This window comes from Sphingomonas spermidinifaciens (assembly GCF_002351485.1).
GTDB lineage: Bacteria > Pseudomonadota > Alphaproteobacteria > Sphingomonadales > Sphingomonadaceae > Sphingomonas > Sphingomonas spermidinifaciens.
Map to the genome: position 1 here is coordinate 236001 of NZ_NWMW01000002.1, position 17586 is coordinate 253586.

The window sequence follows — 17586 nt, forward strand, 5'->3', positions numbered from 1 at the left end:
CAAGTGGCCGATCCTTACGCAATCCTGGGCGTCGCGCGCGGTGCAAGCGAGGACGAGATCAAGAAGGCGTATCGCAAGCTCGCCAAAGAGCTGCACCCCGACCGCAACCGCGACAATCCGAAGGCCGCCGAGCGCTTCGGCCAGGTCACCAATGCCTATGACCTCCTGAGCGACAAGGACAAGCGCGCGCGCTTCGACCGGGGCGAGATCGACGGCGACGGCAATCCCACTGCGCCCTTCGGTTTCGGCCGCGGCGGGCCGGGCGCGGGCGGGCAGCCGGGCGGTTTCCGCCCCGATTTCGGCAGCGATGGCGGCGATTTCAGCGACATCTTCGAGGGGCTGTTCGGCGGCGGCGCGGCGAAGGGCGGCGGCTTCGCAAGCGGCTTCGGCCGGCGGTCGGCGCCCAAGGGCGCGAATGTCGCCTATCGCGTGGCAGTGCCCTTCGTCGATGCGGTGACGCTCGCACCGCAGCGGCTGACTTTGCCCGACGGTTCGACGATCGAGGTCAAGCTGCCCGCCGGGGTCGAAAGCGGCACGCAGATGCGCCTCGCCGGCAAGGGCCAGCCCGGCCCCGGCGGCAGTGGCGACGCGATCGTGACGATCGAGGTGCAGCCGCACGCCTTCTACACCCGCGACGGCGACGATGTCCGCCTCGACCTCCCCGTCAGCCTGGCCGAGGCGGTGCTGGGGGCGGAGGTGCGGGTGCCCACCCCCGACGGCGCGGTGATGCTGAAGGTGCCCAAGGGCTCTTCCTCGGGCAAGACGCTGCGCGTGCGCGGGCGCGGCTTTCACAAGAAGGGCGGCGGCGGGCGCGGCGACCTCTATGTCACCCTGATGGTCGACCTGCCGACCCCCGACGACGCGCTGGTCGAGTTCGTCGAGCGCTGGGACGGCGGACGCAAGGGGAACCCTCGCGGGCGGCTCGGCGTCTGACCGGCGATGCCGGCCGATCCGCACGACCTGACGCCCGAGGGGCGCGCACGCCAGGGCGTCGTGCGTCGCCGCCTCGCCAGCCTCGGCATCGGCGAGCGCGCGATCGAGGTGATGAAGCGCGTCGCGGTCGGCACCTATAGCAGCGGCTTCACCAACGCCGGCAATCTAGCCTATCTCTCGATCCTCACGCTCTTTCCCTTCTTCATCGTCGCCGCATCGATCGCCCGCATCTTCGGCCGCACGGGTGACGGCCTGCGCGCGCTCGAGGGATTCCTCCAGACGGTGCCGCCCGATGTGGCCGAGGTGTTGCAGCAGCCGATCACCGACGTGCTCGCCGCACGCGCGGGCAACCTCGTATGGTTCGGCGTCATCGTCGGGCTGTGGACGACGGCGAGCTTCATCGAAACGGTGCGCGGCGTGCTGCGCCAGGCATATGGCGTGACCATGTCGCGGCCCTTCTGGGAATATCGGCTGGGGTCGATCGGCCTCATCATCGCCTCGGTCATCCTCGTCCTCATCGCCTTCAGCTTTCAGGTGGTGCTGACCGGCGTCGAGGCATTCATCGTCCGGCTGCTGCCGTTCGCCGGCGACCTTGCGCAGATCGTGTCGTTGACCCGGATCGCCCCGGCGCTCGCGCTGTTCGGCGCGCTCTACATGCTCTTCTATTCGCTGACGCCGTCGCGCTGGCGCTTTTCCAAATGCCCGAAATGGCCGGGCGCGGCGGTGGTCACGATCTGGTGGATGGCGACGACCGCGCTGCTGCCCGCGATCCTTGCCAGCCTCGGCAACTATGACCTCACCTATGGCAGCCTCGCGGGCGTGATGATCGCGCTCATTTTCTTCTTTGTCATCGGCCTCGGTCTTGTCGTCGGGGCCGAATTGAATGCCGCACTGGCGGAAGTGCCCGAAAACGGTCTAGAGCCCGCCGACGTCGACAAGGAGGAACAGGCGTCGTGACCGGATTGATGCAGGGCAAGCGCGGGCTCATCATGGGGCTGGCCAACGACCGATCGCTCGCCTGGGGCATTGCCAAGCAGCTTGCCGACCACGGTGCCGAGCTCGCCTTCAGCTATCAGGGGGAGGCGCTGGGCAAGCGCGTCAAGCCGCTGGCCGAGCAGCTGGGCTCGGACTTCATCTTCGACTGCGATGTGTCGGACATGGCCTCGCTCGACGCGGGGTTCGCGGCGCTCAAGGCGCGGTGGGAGACGATCGACTTCGTCGTTCACGCAATCGGCTTTTCGGACAAGAACGAGCTGCGCGGCCGCTATTACGACACCAGCCTCGACAATTTCCTGATGACGATGAACATCAGCGTCTATTCGTTCACCGCAGTGGCACAGCGCGCGCGGGCGATGATGCCAAATGGCGGCTCGTTGCTAACGCTGACCTATTACGGTTCGGAAAAGGTCGTGCCGCACTACAACGTGATGGGCGTCGCCAAGTCGGCGCTCGACACCTCGGTCAAGTATCTGGCGACCGACCTGGGGCCCGAGAATATCCGCGTCAACGCGATCTCCGCCGGGCCGATCCGGACGCTGGCGGCAAGTGGGATCGGCGACTTCCGCTATATCCTCAAGTGGAACGAGCTGAACGCCCCGCTCCGCCGCAACGTGACGATCGAGGATGTCGGCGGCGCTGGCCTCTATCTCCTCTCCGATCTGTCGTCCGGCGTGACGGGTGAGATCCACCATGTCGACGCTGGTTACAACGTCATCGGCATGAAGGCCGAGGACGCGCCCGACATCGCGCTGAGCTGACGGTCCGGCGCGAATGGACATCCGCCCCGCCCGGCCCGAGGACGTGCCCGCGCTCGACGGGTTCCTGCGCCAGAGCTTCGGCGCGAGCGAGGCCGAACTGGTGCGGCGTCTGTGCATCGATGGCGACATGGTGCTGACGATGGTCGCGCGCGATCCCGATCTGGTCGGGGCGGCGGTGTTCAGCCGGATGGCGGTCGAGGTGAATGGCGGCGAAGTGCCCGCCGTCGCGCTCGCGCCGCTCGCGGTGGCCGGGCCGTGGCGGCGCCAGGGGGTGGGCGAGGCGCTGGTCGCCGCGGGGCATGACGCGCTGGCAAAGGCCGGCTGGGTGCTGAGCTTCGTGCTCGGCGATCCCGCTTATTATGGCCGCTTCGGCTATGCCGCCGATCTGGCGCAGGGGTTCGACAGCCCCTATGCGGGCGAGCATCTGATGGCGCTGCCGCTCCAGACCGCAGGGATGCCGTGCGGGGTGCGCGGCATCGCCGCCCATGCGCCGGCCTTTGCCGCGCTGTCGGAGGACGCATGAGCTTCAACACCTTTGGCCGCGTGTTCCGTTTCTCCACCTGGGGGGAGAGCCACGGGCCGGCGATCGGCGCGGTCGTCGACGGCTGCCCGCCGGGACTGGCGCTCGGCGAGGCCGATATCCAGCCCTTCCTCGACGCGCGGCGCCCGGGCACCAGCCGCTTCACCACCCAGCGGCGCGAGCCGGACGAAGTGCGCATCCTGTCCGGCGTGTTCGAGGGGCGGACGACGGGCACGCCGATCAGCCTGATGATCGAGAATGTCGATCAGCGCTCGAAAGACTATTCGGACGTCGCCAAGGCCTATCGCCCCGGCCATGCCGACTATGCCTATGACGCGAAGTACGGGTTTCGCGATTATCGCGGCGGTGGGCGCTCGTCCGCACGCGAGACTGCGAGCCGGGTGGCGGCGGGGGCAGTGGCGCGCAAGGTCATCCCCGAAGTGACGATCACCGCCTGGGTCGAGGCAGTCGGCGGCGACGCCATCGACCCTGCCCGGTTCGACGCCGCGGAGATCGGCCGCAATCCCTTTTTCTGCCCCGATGCCGAGGCGGCGGTGCGTTGGGGGCGGTTGGTCGACGAGGCACGCAAGGCTGGCTCGTCGCTGGGCGCAATCGTGGCGGCAGAGGCGACGGGCGTACCGCCAGGCTGGGGAGCGCCGCTTTATGCAAAGCTCGACAGCGAGTTGGCGGCGGCGATCATGTCGATCAATGCGGTCAAGGGCGTCGAGATCGGCGACGGATTCGCGGCGGCGCGACTGACCGGCGAGCAGAATGCCGATCCGATGCGGCCGGGTGACGGTGGACCCACTTTCCTTGCCAATCATGCCGGCGGGATCGCGGGCGGCATCTCGACGGGGCAGCCGATCCGCCTGCGCTGCGCGTTCAAGCCGACCAGTTCGATCCTGAAGCCGGTGGAGACGATCGACCGCGACGGCGCGGCGGCAGAGATCATGACCAAGGGGCGCCACGACCCTTGTGTCGGCATCCGCGGCGTGCCGGTGGTCGAGGCGATGCTGGCGCTCGTGCTCGCCGACCAGAAGCTGTTGCACCGCGCGCAGTGCGGCTGAGCGGCCAATAAGGCGAAAATCGGGCAGGTGGAGTGACGGCGGCGTTCAGCCGAGGCTCTTTCTGCCGCATCGGCGGTTCTCTCCTCGACAACATGATAGAGAGGTAACGCCATGAAAACGCACGCTCTTGCCGGCCTTCTGATCCTGTGCGGCTCGACCGCCGCGCTCGCGCAGACGACGATGCCGCAGACCCAGACGCCGCAGACGCAACCCATGCCGGGCCAGCCCACGCCAACCGCGCCGCCCACTGACGAGACCCAGCCGGGCGACTCGACGACGACCGAGCCCACCGATCCCACGGCGCCGGAAACGACGCCGGCCCCCGATGCTGGCACGCCGCCGGCGGGCACGATGGGCACCGGTACGACTCCGCCGGCCGGCACGACCCCGCCGCAGGGCTGACCCGCCCCTCGGTTCACTACGGCGAGAGCCCCGCGCCATCCGGCGCGGGGTTTCTTGTGTCCGGGCGCTTCGACCAACCCTCATTCTAGCGAGGGTGGGAGGCTCGCTTGACGCCGGCACCAGCGCCTAACGGTAGCAGCCCCGACCGTCGTCGGGGCGACATCGTTGCGGTCTCAGTCCGCGAACGGATCCCGCACCAGAATCGTATCCTCGCGCTCGGGACTGGTCGAGACGAGCGTGACCGGGCAGCGGATCAGTTCCTCGACGCGGCGAATGTACTTGATCGCCTGGGCGGGCAATTCGGCCCAGCTGCGCGCGCCCGCGGTCGTCTGCGACCAGCCTTCCATCGTCTCGTAAATCGGCACGACGCGCGCCTGCTCGGCGGCGTGGGCAGGGTAGTGGTCGAGCGTCTCGTCGCCCAGCCGATAGCCGGTGCAGATACGGATCTCCTCGAAACCGTCGAGCACGTCGAGCTTGGTCAGCGCGATGCCCGTGATGCCGCTGACCGCCGCCGACTGGCGCACCAGCACTGCGTCGAACCAGCCGCAGCGCCGCTTGCGGCCCGTCACTGTCCCGAACTCATGCCCGCGCACGCCGAGGCGCTCGCCCGTCTCGTCGGCAAGCTCGGTGGGGAAGGGGCCCGAGCCGACGCGCGTCGTATAGGCCTTGGCGATGCCGAGGACGAAGCCGACCGCGCCCGGCCCGACGCCCGACCCGCCCGCCGCGGTGCCGGCGATCGTGTTCGAGGAGGTGACGAACGGATAGGTACCATGGTCGATGTCGAGCAGCACGCCCTGCGCGCCCTCGAACAGGATGCGCTTGCCGGCGGCGCGCGCCTCATTGAGCGTCCGCCAGACGGGCGCGGCGAACGGGAGGACGAAGCCGGCAATCTCGCGCAACTCGGCGACCAGCGCCTCGCGGTCGATCGGCGGCTCGCCAAAGCCGGCGCGCAGCGCATCGTGATGCGCGGTCAGGCGGTCTAGCTGCGGCCCCAGGTCATCGAGGTGCGCCAGGTCGCAGACGCGGATCGCGCGGCGACCGACCTTGTCCTCATAGGCCGGACCGATGCCGCGGCGAGTGGTGCCGATCTTGCCGGCACCGCTCGCATCCTCGCGAAGGCCGTCTAGATCGCGGTGGAAGGGGAGGATCAGCGCGCAGGTGTCGGCGATCATCAGCGTGTCGGGGGTGGCGACGACGCCCTGCTCGCGCAGCCGCTCGACCTCGGCCTTCAAGGCCCAGGGGTCGAGGACGACGCCATTGCCGATGACGCTCGGCGTGCCGCGAACGATGCCCGACGGGAGGAGGGACAGCTTGTAGGTCTTGTCGCCGACGACCAGCGTATGGCCGGCATTGTGACCGCCCTGGAAGCGGACGACGATGTCGGCGCGCTCGGCCAGCCAGTCGACGATCTTGCCCTTGCCCTCGTCGCCCCATTGGGCGCCGATCACCGCCACGTTCGCCAAGTCGCCGATCCCGATGCTTTTGAAGAGAAGGCGCCGCCCTATCGCGAGGGGGCGGCTTCGTCCACCCGCGGATGCGTGGAGCGGCGAAGCTCCATCGTCCCGCATACGCCGCAGAAGGCCGGGGTCCCGGAGCGTGCGCGCTCGATGGCGCCGCCGCAACGTCCTCCGACTCGGCCCCGGCCCTTGCCGGGGCGGGAGTTGTCCCTACCCGTCCAGCGCCCCGCGCACCCGTTCGGCGAGCTGGCGCAGGTTGAACGGCTTTGGCAACAGCGCCGGCCCGCCGGTGGCGGCGTTGCCCTGTTCGCGCGTATAGCCGCTGGTAAAGAGCACGCGCAGGCCCGGCACGCGCGCTTCGACCGCATCGGCCAGCTCGCGACCGGTCATGTCGGGCATCACCATGTCGGTGAAGAGCAGGTCGGGCTTGAGGCCAGCGCCGATCGCCGCCAGCGCCTCCGGCCCGCTCGCCGCGGCATCGACGGCATAGCCGAGGTCGCGCAGCGCCTCGACCGAGAAGCTGCGTACGCGCTCCTCGTCCTCGACCACCAGCACGCGCTCGCCGGGGCGCGCCTGCGGCAGGTGGGTATTCGGCGGGGCGCGTTCGCCGGGGGTCGACGTCTCCGCGTCGGCCGCGGGCAGGTAGAGATGCACCGCCGTGCCCTCGCCCGGCGTCGATTCGATGCGGACATGGCCGCCCGACTGGCGCACGAAGCCGAACACCTGGCTGAGGCCGAGGCCGGTGCCCTTGCCCACCGCCTTGGTGGTGAAGAAGGGCTCGAACGCGCGGCGCACCACATCTGGGGCCATGCCCGCGCCCGTATCGGCGACGCACAGGCGCAGGAAATGGCCGGGCGCGACGCCGAAGCGTTCGGCCTCCTCGCCATCGACGACATGCTGGCTGGTGGCGATCGACAGCGTGCCGCCGCCGGGCATGGCATCGCGGGCATTGACGGCCAGGTTGAGGACGACGTTCTCGAGCTGGCTGGGATCGACGACCGCCGGGCGAAGGTCGCCGGCTAGGTTGGTCTCGACGCGGATATCGTCGCCGATCGTGCGGACGAGCAGGTCGAGCATCCCCGTCACCATGGCGTCGATGTCGATCGGCCGCGGAGCGAGCGGGGTCTGGCGGGCGAAGGCGAGCAGCCGCTGCGTCAGCCCCGCTGCGCGCGTTGCCCCGTCGCGCGCCGCGGTCAGATAGCGGCCGATATCGGTCGATCCCTGCGCTACGCGCCGTTCCATCAGGTCGAGCGCGCCGATGACGACCGCGAGCATGTTGTTGAAGTCGTGCGCGATGCCGCCGGTCAGCTGGCCCACCGCCTCCATCTTCTGCGCCTGGCGCAATTGTTCCTCGGTCGCCATCAGCTGGCGCGTCCGCTCCTCGACCGCGCGCTCCAGATCCTCGCGCGAGCGGGCGAGCACCTCGCGCGCCTCGACCACGGTCTGGATGTCGGTGGTGGTGCCGAACCAGCGGGTGATCCGGCCTTCGCTGTCGCGCACCGCGGTTCCGCGGCCCAGCGCCCAGCGATAGGTCGCGCTCGGTGCATGCCAGATGCGATACTCGATCTGATATTCGTCGCCGGTCGCGATGCTCGCAGCCCAGGCGGCAACCGCGGCGTCCCGATCATCGGGATGCAGCACCCGGTCCCACGCATCGCCATCGGTGCTGCCGATCGCACTGCCGGTATAGTCGTACCAGCGGGCGTTGTAGTAATCGACCAGTCCGTCGGGCGAGGCCGCCCAGACCATGTGGTCGATCGAATCGGTGATCGCGCGGAACTGCGCCTCGCTGTGCCGAAGCGCCGCGACTGCGTTGGCGCGCTCGACCGCATCCCAGGAGATTTCGGCCACCGCCTCGACAAAGGCGACGTCCTCGGCCGACCAGTCGCGCGGCTCGGCCTGGTTGACGTAGAAGGTGGCGAGCCAGCGGCCCTGGCGCAGCAGCGGCACGCCGATCGCGGCCGGCGCGAGGCGGCTGACCGCGCTGCCCGTCAGCCCCTTGTCGTCGGCGCAGTCGCCACTGACCAGCGTGCGCCCTGCACGATATTGGCTGGTCATCGACTCGCCGAGTTCCTCGGCGCTCAGCGTCCCGCGCATCAGCGGCAGCCGGCCGCTGGTCCAGCCCGGTCCGAAGGTCGCGGTGCCGGTGTCGGGCGCCACGCGGTAGAAGCCGACGCGATCGAGCTTCATGCGCCGCCCCAGCGCTGCTGCGGTCAGCCGCATGATCGCCTCGGGAGTGTCGAGCCCGCGCTGCCGCTCGGCGAGCGAATAGATGAACGCCTGTGCCTCGGTCGCCTGGCGCAGTTCCTCGGTCGTCGCGCGCGCGGCTTCCTCGGCGGCCTTGCGGCGGGTGATGTCGAAGGTGATGCCGGGGAAGCGTACCATCGCGCCGCCCTCGCCGCGAAGCGCGCGGCCTTCGGCCATCACCCAGCGCACCGAACCATCGGGCTGTACGAGGCGATATTCCTCAGAGAAGGAGGTGCCGTGCAGCAGCGTTGCATCGATCGCCGCGCGCACCCGGTCGGCGTCGTCGGGGTGGATCGCGGCGAAGAAATCGTTCAGCGGTGCGCCGACTGCGGCCTCTTCCGTGTCGGCGCCGTACAGGCGCGCGAAGCCGCTGTCGGCCGTGACGCGGTCGTTGACGACGTCCCAGTCCCAGATGCCGACGCCCTGTGCCGCCTGCAGCGCGAGATCGAGGCGCGCCTGGCTTTCCTCCAGCGCCCGTTCGGCCGCCGCGCGCTCGGTGACGTCGGTCGCCTCGATGAAGATGCGCGTCACCTCGCCGCCGCCGTCGCGGATCGGCTGATAGACGAAGTCGATCACCCGTTCCTCGAGCGGCGCGGCGCCGCCGCGCGCCAGCATCACCCTTGCCCCCCAGGCGCGATAGGTCTTGCCCGTCGCGCGGACATTGTCGAGCAGATCGGCGAAACCCTGCTCGACGACCTCGGGCACCGCCTCGCGCACCGTGCGGCCAAGGATGTCGCGCCGGCCGATCAGCTCGAGATAGGTGTCGTTCGCCATCTCGAACCGGTGTTCCGGCCCGGCGACCAGCGCGACCGCGCCCGGCGACTGCTGGAACAGCTCGGTCAGCCGCTCGATCTCGGCGCGGCTGCGGCGCTCGGCCAGGACGAAGCGAGTCGTCTCGTTGCCCTGGTTGAGGATGCCGGCGATCCGGCCGAACTCGTCGCGGATCGGGGTGCCCGAATAATTCCAGTAGGTTTCGGTCGGCACCCCGCCGCGGTTCATCATCAAGAGCTGGTCGAAGCTGGCGAAGGGCGTGCCCTCGCGCATCGCCGTCTCGAACTGCGGCGCGACCACGTCCCAGATGTCGGCCCAGACCTCCGCGCCCCGACGCCCGAGCGCCCAGGGGTGCCGCTCGGCGGGGATCGCCGACCAGGCATCGTTATAGAGGAGGTAGAAGTCCGGACCCCAGTAGATGGCCATCGGGAAGGAGGAAGCGAGACAGAGGTTGAGACTGAAACGCAGCGCCTGCGGCCATGTGTCGGGAGTGCCGAGCGGATGGCCGCGCCAATCCTTCTCGCGGATGCGCGCCGCCATCTCGCCCGGATGGTCCAGAAAGCGCATTCCTGAATGCATGCTCATGCGATGGCGGGGATGCCGGGGACTTGTCAATCACCCAGGTCGGGCGGAGGTCCGCGTCGCTCGACATGCGTCGGCAAGCGGCTAAGGAAGGGGCAGAGGATGCGGAGAAAATAGATGAAACTGGCTAGCCTGAAAGCGGGGCGCGACGGGCGTCTGGTCGTCGTGTCGAGCGACCTTGCCTGGTATGCCGATGCGGGGCACATCGCGCCCACGCTGCAGGCGGCGCTCGACGACTGGGACCGGCTCGCGCCCGATCTCGAGAACCTCGCCACCGACCTCGACCACGAAGTGATCCCGCGCGAGCGGTTCCACGAGCGCGAGGCGGCGTCCCCGCTGCCGCGCGCCTATCAATGGGCCGACGGCTCTGCATATGTGAACCATGTCGCGCTGGTGCGCCAGGCGCGCGGTGCCGAGATGCCCGAGAGCTTCTGGCACGATCCCTTGATGTATCAGGGCGGCTCGGACGGGTTCCTGGGGCCGCGCGATCCGATCCCGCTCAAGGACGAGAGCTGGGGCTGCGACCTCGAGGCCGAGGTGGTGGTCGTGACCGGCGACGTGGGTGCGGGCGCGAGCCGCGAGGAGGCGCTGGCGGCGGTGCGGCTGGTCGGGCTGACCAACGACGTGTCGCTGCGCGGGCTGATCCCCGGCGAACTCGCCAAGGGGTTCGGCTTTTTCCAGTCGAAGCCGGCTAGTGCCTTTTCGCCGGTGTTCGCGACGCCCGCGTCGCTCGGCGACTGGTGGCGGGACGGCAAGCTCCACCGGCGCGTCAACGTCGATCTCAACGGCCAGCCCTTCGGCCGGGCCGAGGCGGGGGAGGACATGACCTTCGACTTCGGCACGCTGATCGCCCATGCGGCGAAGACGCGCGCACTGGGGGCGGGGACGATCATCGGCTCGGGCACCGTCTCGAACCGCGACGCCGACGGCGGGCCGGGCAAGCCGATCGCAGAGGGCGGCGTCGGCTATTCGTGCATCGCCGAAATCCGCACGGTCGAGACGATCAAGGACGGCGCGGCGAAGACTCCGTTCCTGAAGGCCGGCGATACGGTGCGCATCTGGGCCGAGGACGACAAGCACCATTCGATCTTCGGCGCGATCGAGCAGTCGGTAGTGGCCGGCTGACCGATCAGGCGGCACTGTCCTCGCGCAGCGCCGCCGCCAGCCAATCGGGGATCAGGGCGTCGCCCAGGTCCTCGACGCGGCGATGCTCGACCATCAGGCCGAGGTCGGGATAGGCAATCCGTGTTCGTTTCCCCGGCTCGCCGAGCGGTGCGACGACCAGCCGGCGGTTGACCTTGGCGCGGTGGTGCATTCGCGCGGTATTCTCCTGCCCGACATAGCAGCCTTTGGCGAAACTGACCCCGTTCAGCTCGCGCGCATTGCATTCGAGCCACAGCGTTTCGCCATCGCCGAGCTCGCTCACCCCCTCGGTCACGCCGAGCGCCAGGCGGTGCGCGCGCCACGCATCGCTGGCATTCGCGCCCGCCTCATCCGCCAGCCAGCGATGCCCGAGCGCGGCCAGCCGCGGGTCGGCGGGCTGGTCGAAGCTCGCGGGTGACCAGTGAACGAAACGCGCCGGCTCCGCCGCGATCGTGATCGCTCGGCGCAGGCGATAGAGCGTCAGTCGCTTCGCCAGCGCCTCCGCCCGCGCCGCCTCGCAATCGACAAGCATGTCGTCGCCCTCGGCCCAGAGGAGAAAGTCGAACAGTGCCTTGCCCTGCGGGCTGAGGATTGCGGTCCAGAGCGGCTGCGCCTCGCCGAGCTCGCGCACGTCATGGGTGACGAGGCCCTGGAGGAAGCCACGCACATCCTCCCCCGACAGGCGGATCAGGCTTCGGTCGGCAAGGTGGGTGGCATCGCTCATGGTCCGGACGTAAGAGGTCGGCGACGACAGCGAAAGAGGCGGCCATGACCTACGACCTGAAGCTTACCGGCGGCACCGTGCATCTGCCCGGTGGGCCAGCCAAGGTCGACGTTTTCGTGTCCGGCGGCCGGATCGCGGCGATCGGCGGGTCGGGCGATGCGGGCGAGACGATCGACGTCACCGGCCTCGACGTGCTGCCCGGCGTCATCGACAGCCAGGTCCATTTCCGCGAGCCCGGCCTCGAGCACAAGGAGGACCTCGAAAGCGGCAGCGTCGCCGCGGTGATGGGCGGCGTGACCGCGGTGTTCGAGATGCCGAACACCAACCCCAATACCGACAATGAGGGCGCGATCCTCGACAAGCTGGCGCGCGCGCATCACCGCATGTGGTGCGACCACGCCTTCTACGTCGGGGCAACCGGCCAGAATGCCGAGGAATTGCGCGCGCTGGAGCGGATGCCCGGCACCGCGGGGGTCAAGATCTTCATGGGCTCCTCGACCGGCAACCTGCTGGTGGCGGAGGACGAGGCGCTGTCGCGCGTCCTCGCCTCCGGCACCCGCCGCGTCGCGATTCATGCCGAGGACGAGGCGCGGATGAACGAGCGCGCTGCCGAATACCGGATCAACGGTGACCCGTCCTCACACCCCGTCTGGCGCGACGACGAGAGCGCGATGCTGGCGACGCGCCGCATCCTGCGGCTGGCGCGGGAAGCCAAGCGGCGCATTCACGTCCTGCACATCTCGACCCCGGCCGAGCTCGAACTGCTCGCGCAGCACAAGGACATCGCCACGTGCGAGGTGACGCCGCAACACCTGACGCTGGCGGGCGAGGAAGCTTATGCCAAGATCGGCACCTACGCACAGATGAACCCGCCGATCCGCTCGGGCGCGCATCGCGACGGGCTGTGGCACTGGATGGGGCAGGGGGTGCCCGACGTGATCGGCTCCGACCACGCGCCGCACACGATTCCGGAGAAGGAGCGCGCCTATCCCGCCAGCCCCAGCGGGATGCCCGGCGTGCAGACGCTGCTGCCCTTGATGCTGAACCATGTCGCCGAGGGGCGGCTGACGCTCCAGCGGCTGATCGACCTGACCAGCGCGGGGCCGCAGCGTATCTTCGGCTTGGTGAGGAAGGGGCGGATCGCGATCGGCTACGACGCTGATTTCACCGTCGTCGACCTGAAGCGCCGTTGGACGGTGAGCGCCGACTGGCTGGCGTCGCGCTGCGGCTGGTCGCCGTTCGAGGGCTGGGACCTGACCGGCAAGCCGATCGGCACGATCATCCGCGGCCGGACGGCGATGTGGGAGGATGCGCTGGTGGGGACGGCGCAGGGCGAGCCGCTGAAATTCGAAGGGACGGAGTTTATTTAAGGGGCGGACGCCCCGCCCGTTTCGCGAACGGCCTCGAAGGCGGCAAGGTCCAGGAACGCCGTCACCGCGACGATCCGTCCGCCGCGCATCGTGAGGAACCATGCATAGGCGTTGCGATACGTGCCGCCACGCTTCAGCGGCGCGGTGGCGGTGAAACGGACGATGACCTGATTGCCGGTGGCCGTCACCGATTGCAGCGTCGGAGCAAGCGGCGCGGCGAGCGCGGCATTGAAGGGCGCGAGCAGCGCCTCCAGCGCTTGCCGGTCATAGCTGCCCGCCGACGGCCTGCTGCCTTCGATCGTCCAGCGAACATTGGGCGAGAGCAGGTCGAACACCGTGCCCGTGCCTTGCCGCCATCGCGTAAACGCTTCGCGAACGATCGCGGCGTTCCGCGTTTCGTCGGTCTGGGCGGCAACGGATGCGACGATGGCGGTGGGGGCGGGGGCGGGAAGCGCATGGATCATGTCGGCATTCTCGCACGCATCCTATGCGGCGGTTAGCTTGATGCTACGCCAGTTTTGCCCGATCGTCCGGCTGTCCAGCCATTGCCCCGTCCCCCTTTCGTTCGCATATTCGCGGCATGGCGATCCAGATCCGCACCAGCCTGGCCGAGCCCGAGACCGGGCAGAGCTTCGTCCCCCATCGCCCGCAGCGCCCACCCAAGGCGGAAGGGGGCAAGCGGTTCAAGCTCGTCAGCGATTACCAACCCTCGGGCGACCAGCCGACCGCGATCAAGGAACTGGTCGAGGCGGCCGAAGCCGGGGAGCGGGACCAGGTGCTGCTGGGCGTCACCGGCTCGGGCAAGACCTTCACCATGGCCAAGGTGATCGAGGCGGTGCAGCGCCCGGCGCTGATCCTTGCCCCCAACAAGATCCTCGCCGCGCAGCTCTATGGCGAATTCAAGTCGTTCTTTCCCGAGAACGCGGTCGAGTATTTCGTCAGCTATTACGACTATTACCAGCCAGAGGCCTATGTGCCGCGGTCGGACACGTACATCGAGAAGGAAAGCTCGATCAACGAGGCGATCGACCGGATGCGCCACTCGGCCACCCGGTCGCTGCTCGAACGCGACGACGTGCTGATCGTCGCGTCGGTCAGCTGCCTCTACGGCATCGGTTCGGTCGAAACCTATTCGGCGATGATCTTTGATCTCAAAAAGGGCGAGACGCACGACCAGCGCGAGATCATCAGAAAGCTCGTCGCGCTTCAATACAAGCGCAACGACGCCGCGTTCCAGCGCGGCGCGTTCCGCGTGCGGGGCGACAGCCTCGAACTCTTCCCCTCGCACTATGAGGACAGCGCCTGGCGGATCAGCTTCTTCGGCGACGAGATCGAGGAGATCACCGAGTTCGATCCGCTGACCGGACAGAAGGTCGCCAATCTCAACTCGATCCGCATCTACGCCAACAGCCACTATGTGACGCCCGGCCCGACGATGAAGCAGGCCACGCACGCGATCCGGCACGAGCTGGAGGAGCGGCTGAAGGAATTGCAGGCGGAAGGGCGGCTGCTCGAGGCGCAGCGGCTGGAGCAGCGGACCAACTTCGACCTCGAGATGATCGCGGCTACCGGCTCTTGCGCAGGGATCGAGAATTACAGCCGCTTCCTGACCGGCCGGCTACCGGGCGAGCCGCCGCCGACCTTGTTCGAATATCTCCCCGAGAATGCGCTGCTGTTCGTCGACGAGAGCCACCAGACGATCGGCCAGATCAGCGCGATGGCGCGCGGCGACCACCGGCGAAAGATCACGCTTGCCGAATACGGCTTTCGCCTGCCGTCGTGCATCGATAACCGGCCGCTGCGCTTCAACGAATGGGACGCGATGCGGCCGCAGACCGTCTGCGTCTCGGCGACGCCGGGCGGGTGGGAGATGGAGCAGACCGGCGGCGTCTTCGTCGAGCAGGTGATCCGCCCGACCGGCCTGATCGACCCCCCGGTCGAGATCAAGCCCGTCGAGGAGCAGGTGCAGGATCTGATCGTCGAGGCGCGCAAGACGACCGAGGCCGGATACCGCACGCTCGTCACCACGCTCACCAAGCGGATGGCCGAGGACCTGACCGAATATATGCACGAGGCGGGCATCAAGGTCCGCTACATGCACTCCGACGTCGAGACGCTGGAGCGCATCGAGCTGATCCGCGACCTGCGCATGGGCGTGTACGACGTGCTGATCGGCATCAACCTGCTGCGCGAGGGGCTCGACATTCCCGAATGCGGGCTGGTCGCGATCCTCGATGCCGACAAGGAGGGGTTCCTGCGGTCGGAGACGTCGCTCATCCAGACGATCGGCCGCGCGGCGCGCAACGTCGACGGGCGCGTGATCCTCTATGCCGACCGCATCACGGGCTCGATGGAGCGCGCGCTCAACGAAACCGGCCGCCGCCGCGAGAAGCAGCAGGCGTATAACGCCGAGCACGGCATCACCCCGCAGACGATCAAGCGCAACATCGGCGATATCATCGCGCACGTGTCGCAGAAGGATCAGGTCACGGTCGAGATCGGCGACGATCGCCCGCACATGGTCGGCCACAATCTGCGCGCGTACATCGAGGAGCTCGAGAAGAAGATGCGCAAGGCCGCTGCCGACCTCGAGTTCGAGGAAGCCGGCCGGCTGCGCGACGAGATCCGCTCGCTGGAAGCCGAGGAGCTCGGGCTACCCGACCATGAGAAGAAGGCGCCGATCATGGGGCGCTCGAACGAGGGCAAGCCGGGCACGCGCAAGGACCGGTTCGGGAAGACGCAGCGGCGGTGGACGGGGAAGCGGTGATTACCGGCTGAGGTCAAACTTCGGCTATTGAGCTGGCACAATCGGCTGCCGCTCGAGCCGCTGCATGCCAAATTCCATCTCCGGCTGGCGATCTGTCAGATGGCGCATCCACAACGTGTTGGTCGCTCGATGTCGCCAAATCTTGCGGCAGAAGCGCTCTGGCCGCGACGGCAGTTTTCGGTGAACCGAAGCGGCAAGGAGGCACAGCTGGCTGTTCTCGACGAACCATCGCCCACTGTAGATTACGGTTCCGACCGATGCGACGGAGCCGCGCCATGTTCCGTCTGGCCGATATGCCTCACCGGCAAGCAGGTCGGCCCAGCCGGGAGGATCATAGCTGACATGCATACCGCTCAGTTCCTGGCGGATTTGATCACCCGTTAGCTGCACGAAGCGTGGATCTTGAGCGTTGGCGCTGTGGGTGACGAACAAGGCCGCGACCGCGACAGCAACGGCTATCGAGAACTTTGATGCGGCTTCCAGGCTCATGCCGCCCACCAATCCCGCCGCAGCGGCTTGATCGCCAGCGCCATCAGCCCCGCTGCGACCAAATAGAACCCCAAAGCCGCGATTGCCGCCCAGCGCAGGGCATCGTCGCCAAGGCTGGCCTTCATCGAATCAGCCATCGCGCCCATGATCCAGGAGCCGAGCCCCAGCCCGACAAGGTTGTTGATGAGCAGGAACGACGCGCTCGCCGTTGCGCGCATCGGCGGCGGGACGAGGCCCTGCACTGCGGTCGTCACCGGCCCCAGCCACAGGATGTTGAACCCGTTGGGAATGAGGAACAGGAGCCAGGCCAGTACCGGCGATCCACTGGCCAGCAGCCCGCCGGCGAACAGCGGCACGGTGATGAGCCAGGCGATCATCGGCAGCTTGGCATAAGCGCCCTTGTCACGCCCGCCGAGCTTGTCGGCGAGCACGCCGCCGAGCAGCACCCCCGCGCTGCCGCCCACCAGCAGCACCGACCCCATATAGAGCGCGGCATCGAACAACTCGAACCCGAAGCTTCGGATCAGGACCGAGGGCATCCAGTAGGCGAGGCCATAGCCACACATCGAGCTGAACCCGGCGGCGAAGCCCATCAACCAGAAGCTGGGCTTGCTCGCGAGGATCGCGAAGACGCGGGCGATGGGTACGCGCTCAGCCGGAGGCGGCACCGGGTCGCTCATTCCGCGCGCGGGCTCGCGGACGATCAGGCGGAAGATCGGCGCGAGGACCACGCCGGCCACGCCGACGGCGATGAACGCCGTCCGCCAGTCGACCGTCGCGGCGATGAAGCCGCCCAGGATCGACCCGCCCGCCAGCCCGATCGGGATGCCGAGCGAATAGATGGCGAGCGCCTTGGCCCGCTGGTTCTGCGGGAAATAGTCCGAGATCATCGCGTAGGAGGGCGCCACGCCCCCCGCCTCGCCGACGCCGACGCCGATGCGGAAGGCGAACAGCTGCCAGAAACTGGTGGCGAGGCCGCACAAGGCGGTGAACGCGCTCCACACGCCGAGGGAGATGGTGATAACCCAGCTGCGGCTCGTCCGGTCGGCGATCAGCGCGAGCGGGATGGCGAGGGTCGAGTAGAGCATCGCAAAGGCGATGCCGCCGAGTGCGCCCAGTTGCGTGTCGGTAAGGCCGAGCTCGGCCTTGATCGGTTGGACGAGGATGCCGAGGATCTGGCGGTCGAGGAAATTGAAGGTGTAGACGACGAGCAGCATCGCCAGGACGAGCGCGCGATAGCGAGGCGTCACTTCGGTCAACCGGCCACGTGCATCCGCGCTGCTTGCCATACCCGATCCTCGAATGTTTGCCCGAGCTTACGCGATCGGCGCGCGATGCCAAGCGTCTTGAGACAAGA

At 68.4% G+C, this 17586-nt stretch carries 15 protein-coding genes; 9 read left to right on the plus strand and 6 right to left on the minus strand.

Features of this window, described 5'->3' with window-relative positions; all coding sequences use genetic code 11:
* Positions 1–3: 3 nt before the first annotated feature.
* From COC42_RS11275 to COC42_RS11300, 6 genes are all read left to right on the plus strand, one after another.
* A complete protein-coding gene (locus COC42_RS11275; protein ID WP_176484651.1) occupies positions 4–933 on the plus strand; it encodes a DnaJ C-terminal domain-containing protein in 930 nt (309 codons plus the stop codon).
* 6 nt (positions 934–939) lie between these two features.
* Positions 940–1890, plus strand: a complete 951-nt coding sequence (locus COC42_RS11280) for a YihY/virulence factor BrkB family protein (RefSeq protein WP_096343438.1) — start codon at positions 940–942, stop codon at positions 1888–1890.
* Positions 1887–2690, plus strand: a complete 804-nt coding sequence (gene fabI, locus COC42_RS11285) for an enoyl-ACP reductase FabI (protein ID WP_096343439.1) — start codon at positions 1887–1889, stop codon at positions 2688–2690. Before COC42_RS11280 ends, fabI begins: the two co-directional genes overlap by 4 nt.
* Positions 2691–2703: 13 nt before the next feature.
* Positions 2704–3213: a GNAT family N-acetyltransferase gene (locus COC42_RS11290; RefSeq protein ID WP_096343440.1), complete on the plus strand. Its 510-nt coding sequence runs from the start codon at positions 2704–2706 to the stop codon at positions 3211–3213.
* Complete coding sequence (gene aroC / locus COC42_RS11295; RefSeq protein ID WP_096343441.1) at positions 3210–4277, plus strand: chorismate synthase; 1068 nt, start codon at positions 3210–3212, stop codon at positions 4275–4277. The genes COC42_RS11290 and aroC overlap by 4 nt, the downstream gene beginning before the upstream one ends.
* Positions 4278–4388: 111 nt before the next feature.
* On the plus strand, positions 4389–4679 hold the full coding sequence (locus tag COC42_RS11300) for a hypothetical protein (protein ID WP_096343442.1): 291 nt from the start codon (positions 4389–4391) through the stop codon (positions 4677–4679).
* A gap of 173 nt (positions 4680–4852) precedes the next feature.
* On the opposite strand, the gene COC42_RS11305 is transcribed toward COC42_RS11300, so the two are convergent.
* Positions 4853–6142, minus strand: a complete 1290-nt coding sequence (locus COC42_RS11305; protein WP_096343443.1) for an adenylosuccinate synthase — start codon at positions 6140–6142, stop codon at positions 4853–4855.
* Between the two features lie 204 nt (positions 6143–6346).
* A complete protein-coding gene (locus tag COC42_RS11310) occupies positions 6347–9721 on the minus strand; it encodes a PAS domain-containing protein (protein WP_245844056.1) in 3375 nt (1124 codons plus the stop codon).
* Between the two features lie 132 nt (positions 9722–9853).
* Between COC42_RS11310 and COC42_RS11315 the strand changes: the two genes are divergently transcribed.
* Positions 9854–10861: a fumarylacetoacetate hydrolase family protein gene (locus COC42_RS11315; RefSeq protein ID WP_096343444.1), complete on the plus strand. Its 1008-nt coding sequence runs from the start codon at positions 9854–9856 to the stop codon at positions 10859–10861.
* 4 nt (positions 10862–10865) lie between these two features.
* Here COC42_RS11315 and ygfZ read toward each other — a convergent pair whose 3' ends face one another.
* On the minus strand, positions 10866–11603 hold the full coding sequence (ygfZ, locus tag COC42_RS11320; protein WP_096343445.1) for a CAF17-like 4Fe-4S cluster assembly/insertion protein YgfZ: 738 nt from the start codon (positions 11601–11603) through the stop codon (positions 10866–10868).
* A 44-nt stretch (positions 11604–11647) separates the two neighbouring features.
* On the opposite strand from ygfZ, the gene COC42_RS11325 reads away from it, so the two are divergent.
* Positions 11648–12973, plus strand: a complete 1326-nt coding sequence (locus tag COC42_RS11325; protein ID WP_096343446.1) for a dihydroorotase — start codon at positions 11648–11650, stop codon at positions 12971–12973.
* On the opposite strand, the gene COC42_RS11330 is transcribed toward COC42_RS11325, so the two are convergent.
* Positions 12970–13437 (minus strand): nuclear transport factor 2 family protein, encoded by a 468-nt coding sequence (locus tag COC42_RS11330; RefSeq protein WP_096343447.1) that lies wholly within the window; start codon positions 13435–13437, stop codon positions 12970–12972. The genes COC42_RS11325 and COC42_RS11330 overlap by 4 nt on opposite strands.
* A gap of 116 nt (positions 13438–13553) precedes the next feature.
* Here COC42_RS11330 and uvrB point away from each other — a divergent pair, with 116 nt between their 5' ends.
* Complete coding sequence (gene uvrB, locus COC42_RS11335; protein ID WP_096343448.1) at positions 13554–15740, plus strand: excinuclease ABC subunit UvrB; 2187 nt, start codon at positions 13554–13556, stop codon at positions 15738–15740.
* A 24-nt stretch (positions 15741–15764) separates the two neighbouring features.
* Here uvrB and COC42_RS17460 read toward each other — a convergent pair whose 3' ends face one another.
* Complete coding sequence (locus COC42_RS17460; RefSeq protein WP_141395838.1) at positions 15765–16229, minus strand: hypothetical protein; 465 nt, start codon at positions 16227–16229, stop codon at positions 15765–15767.
* Complete coding sequence (locus tag COC42_RS11340) at positions 16226–17518, minus strand: spinster family MFS transporter (protein WP_096343449.1); 1293 nt, start codon at positions 17516–17518, stop codon at positions 16226–16228. The genes COC42_RS17460 and COC42_RS11340 overlap by 4 nt, the downstream gene beginning before the upstream one ends.
* Positions 17519–17586 lie beyond the last annotated feature (68 nt).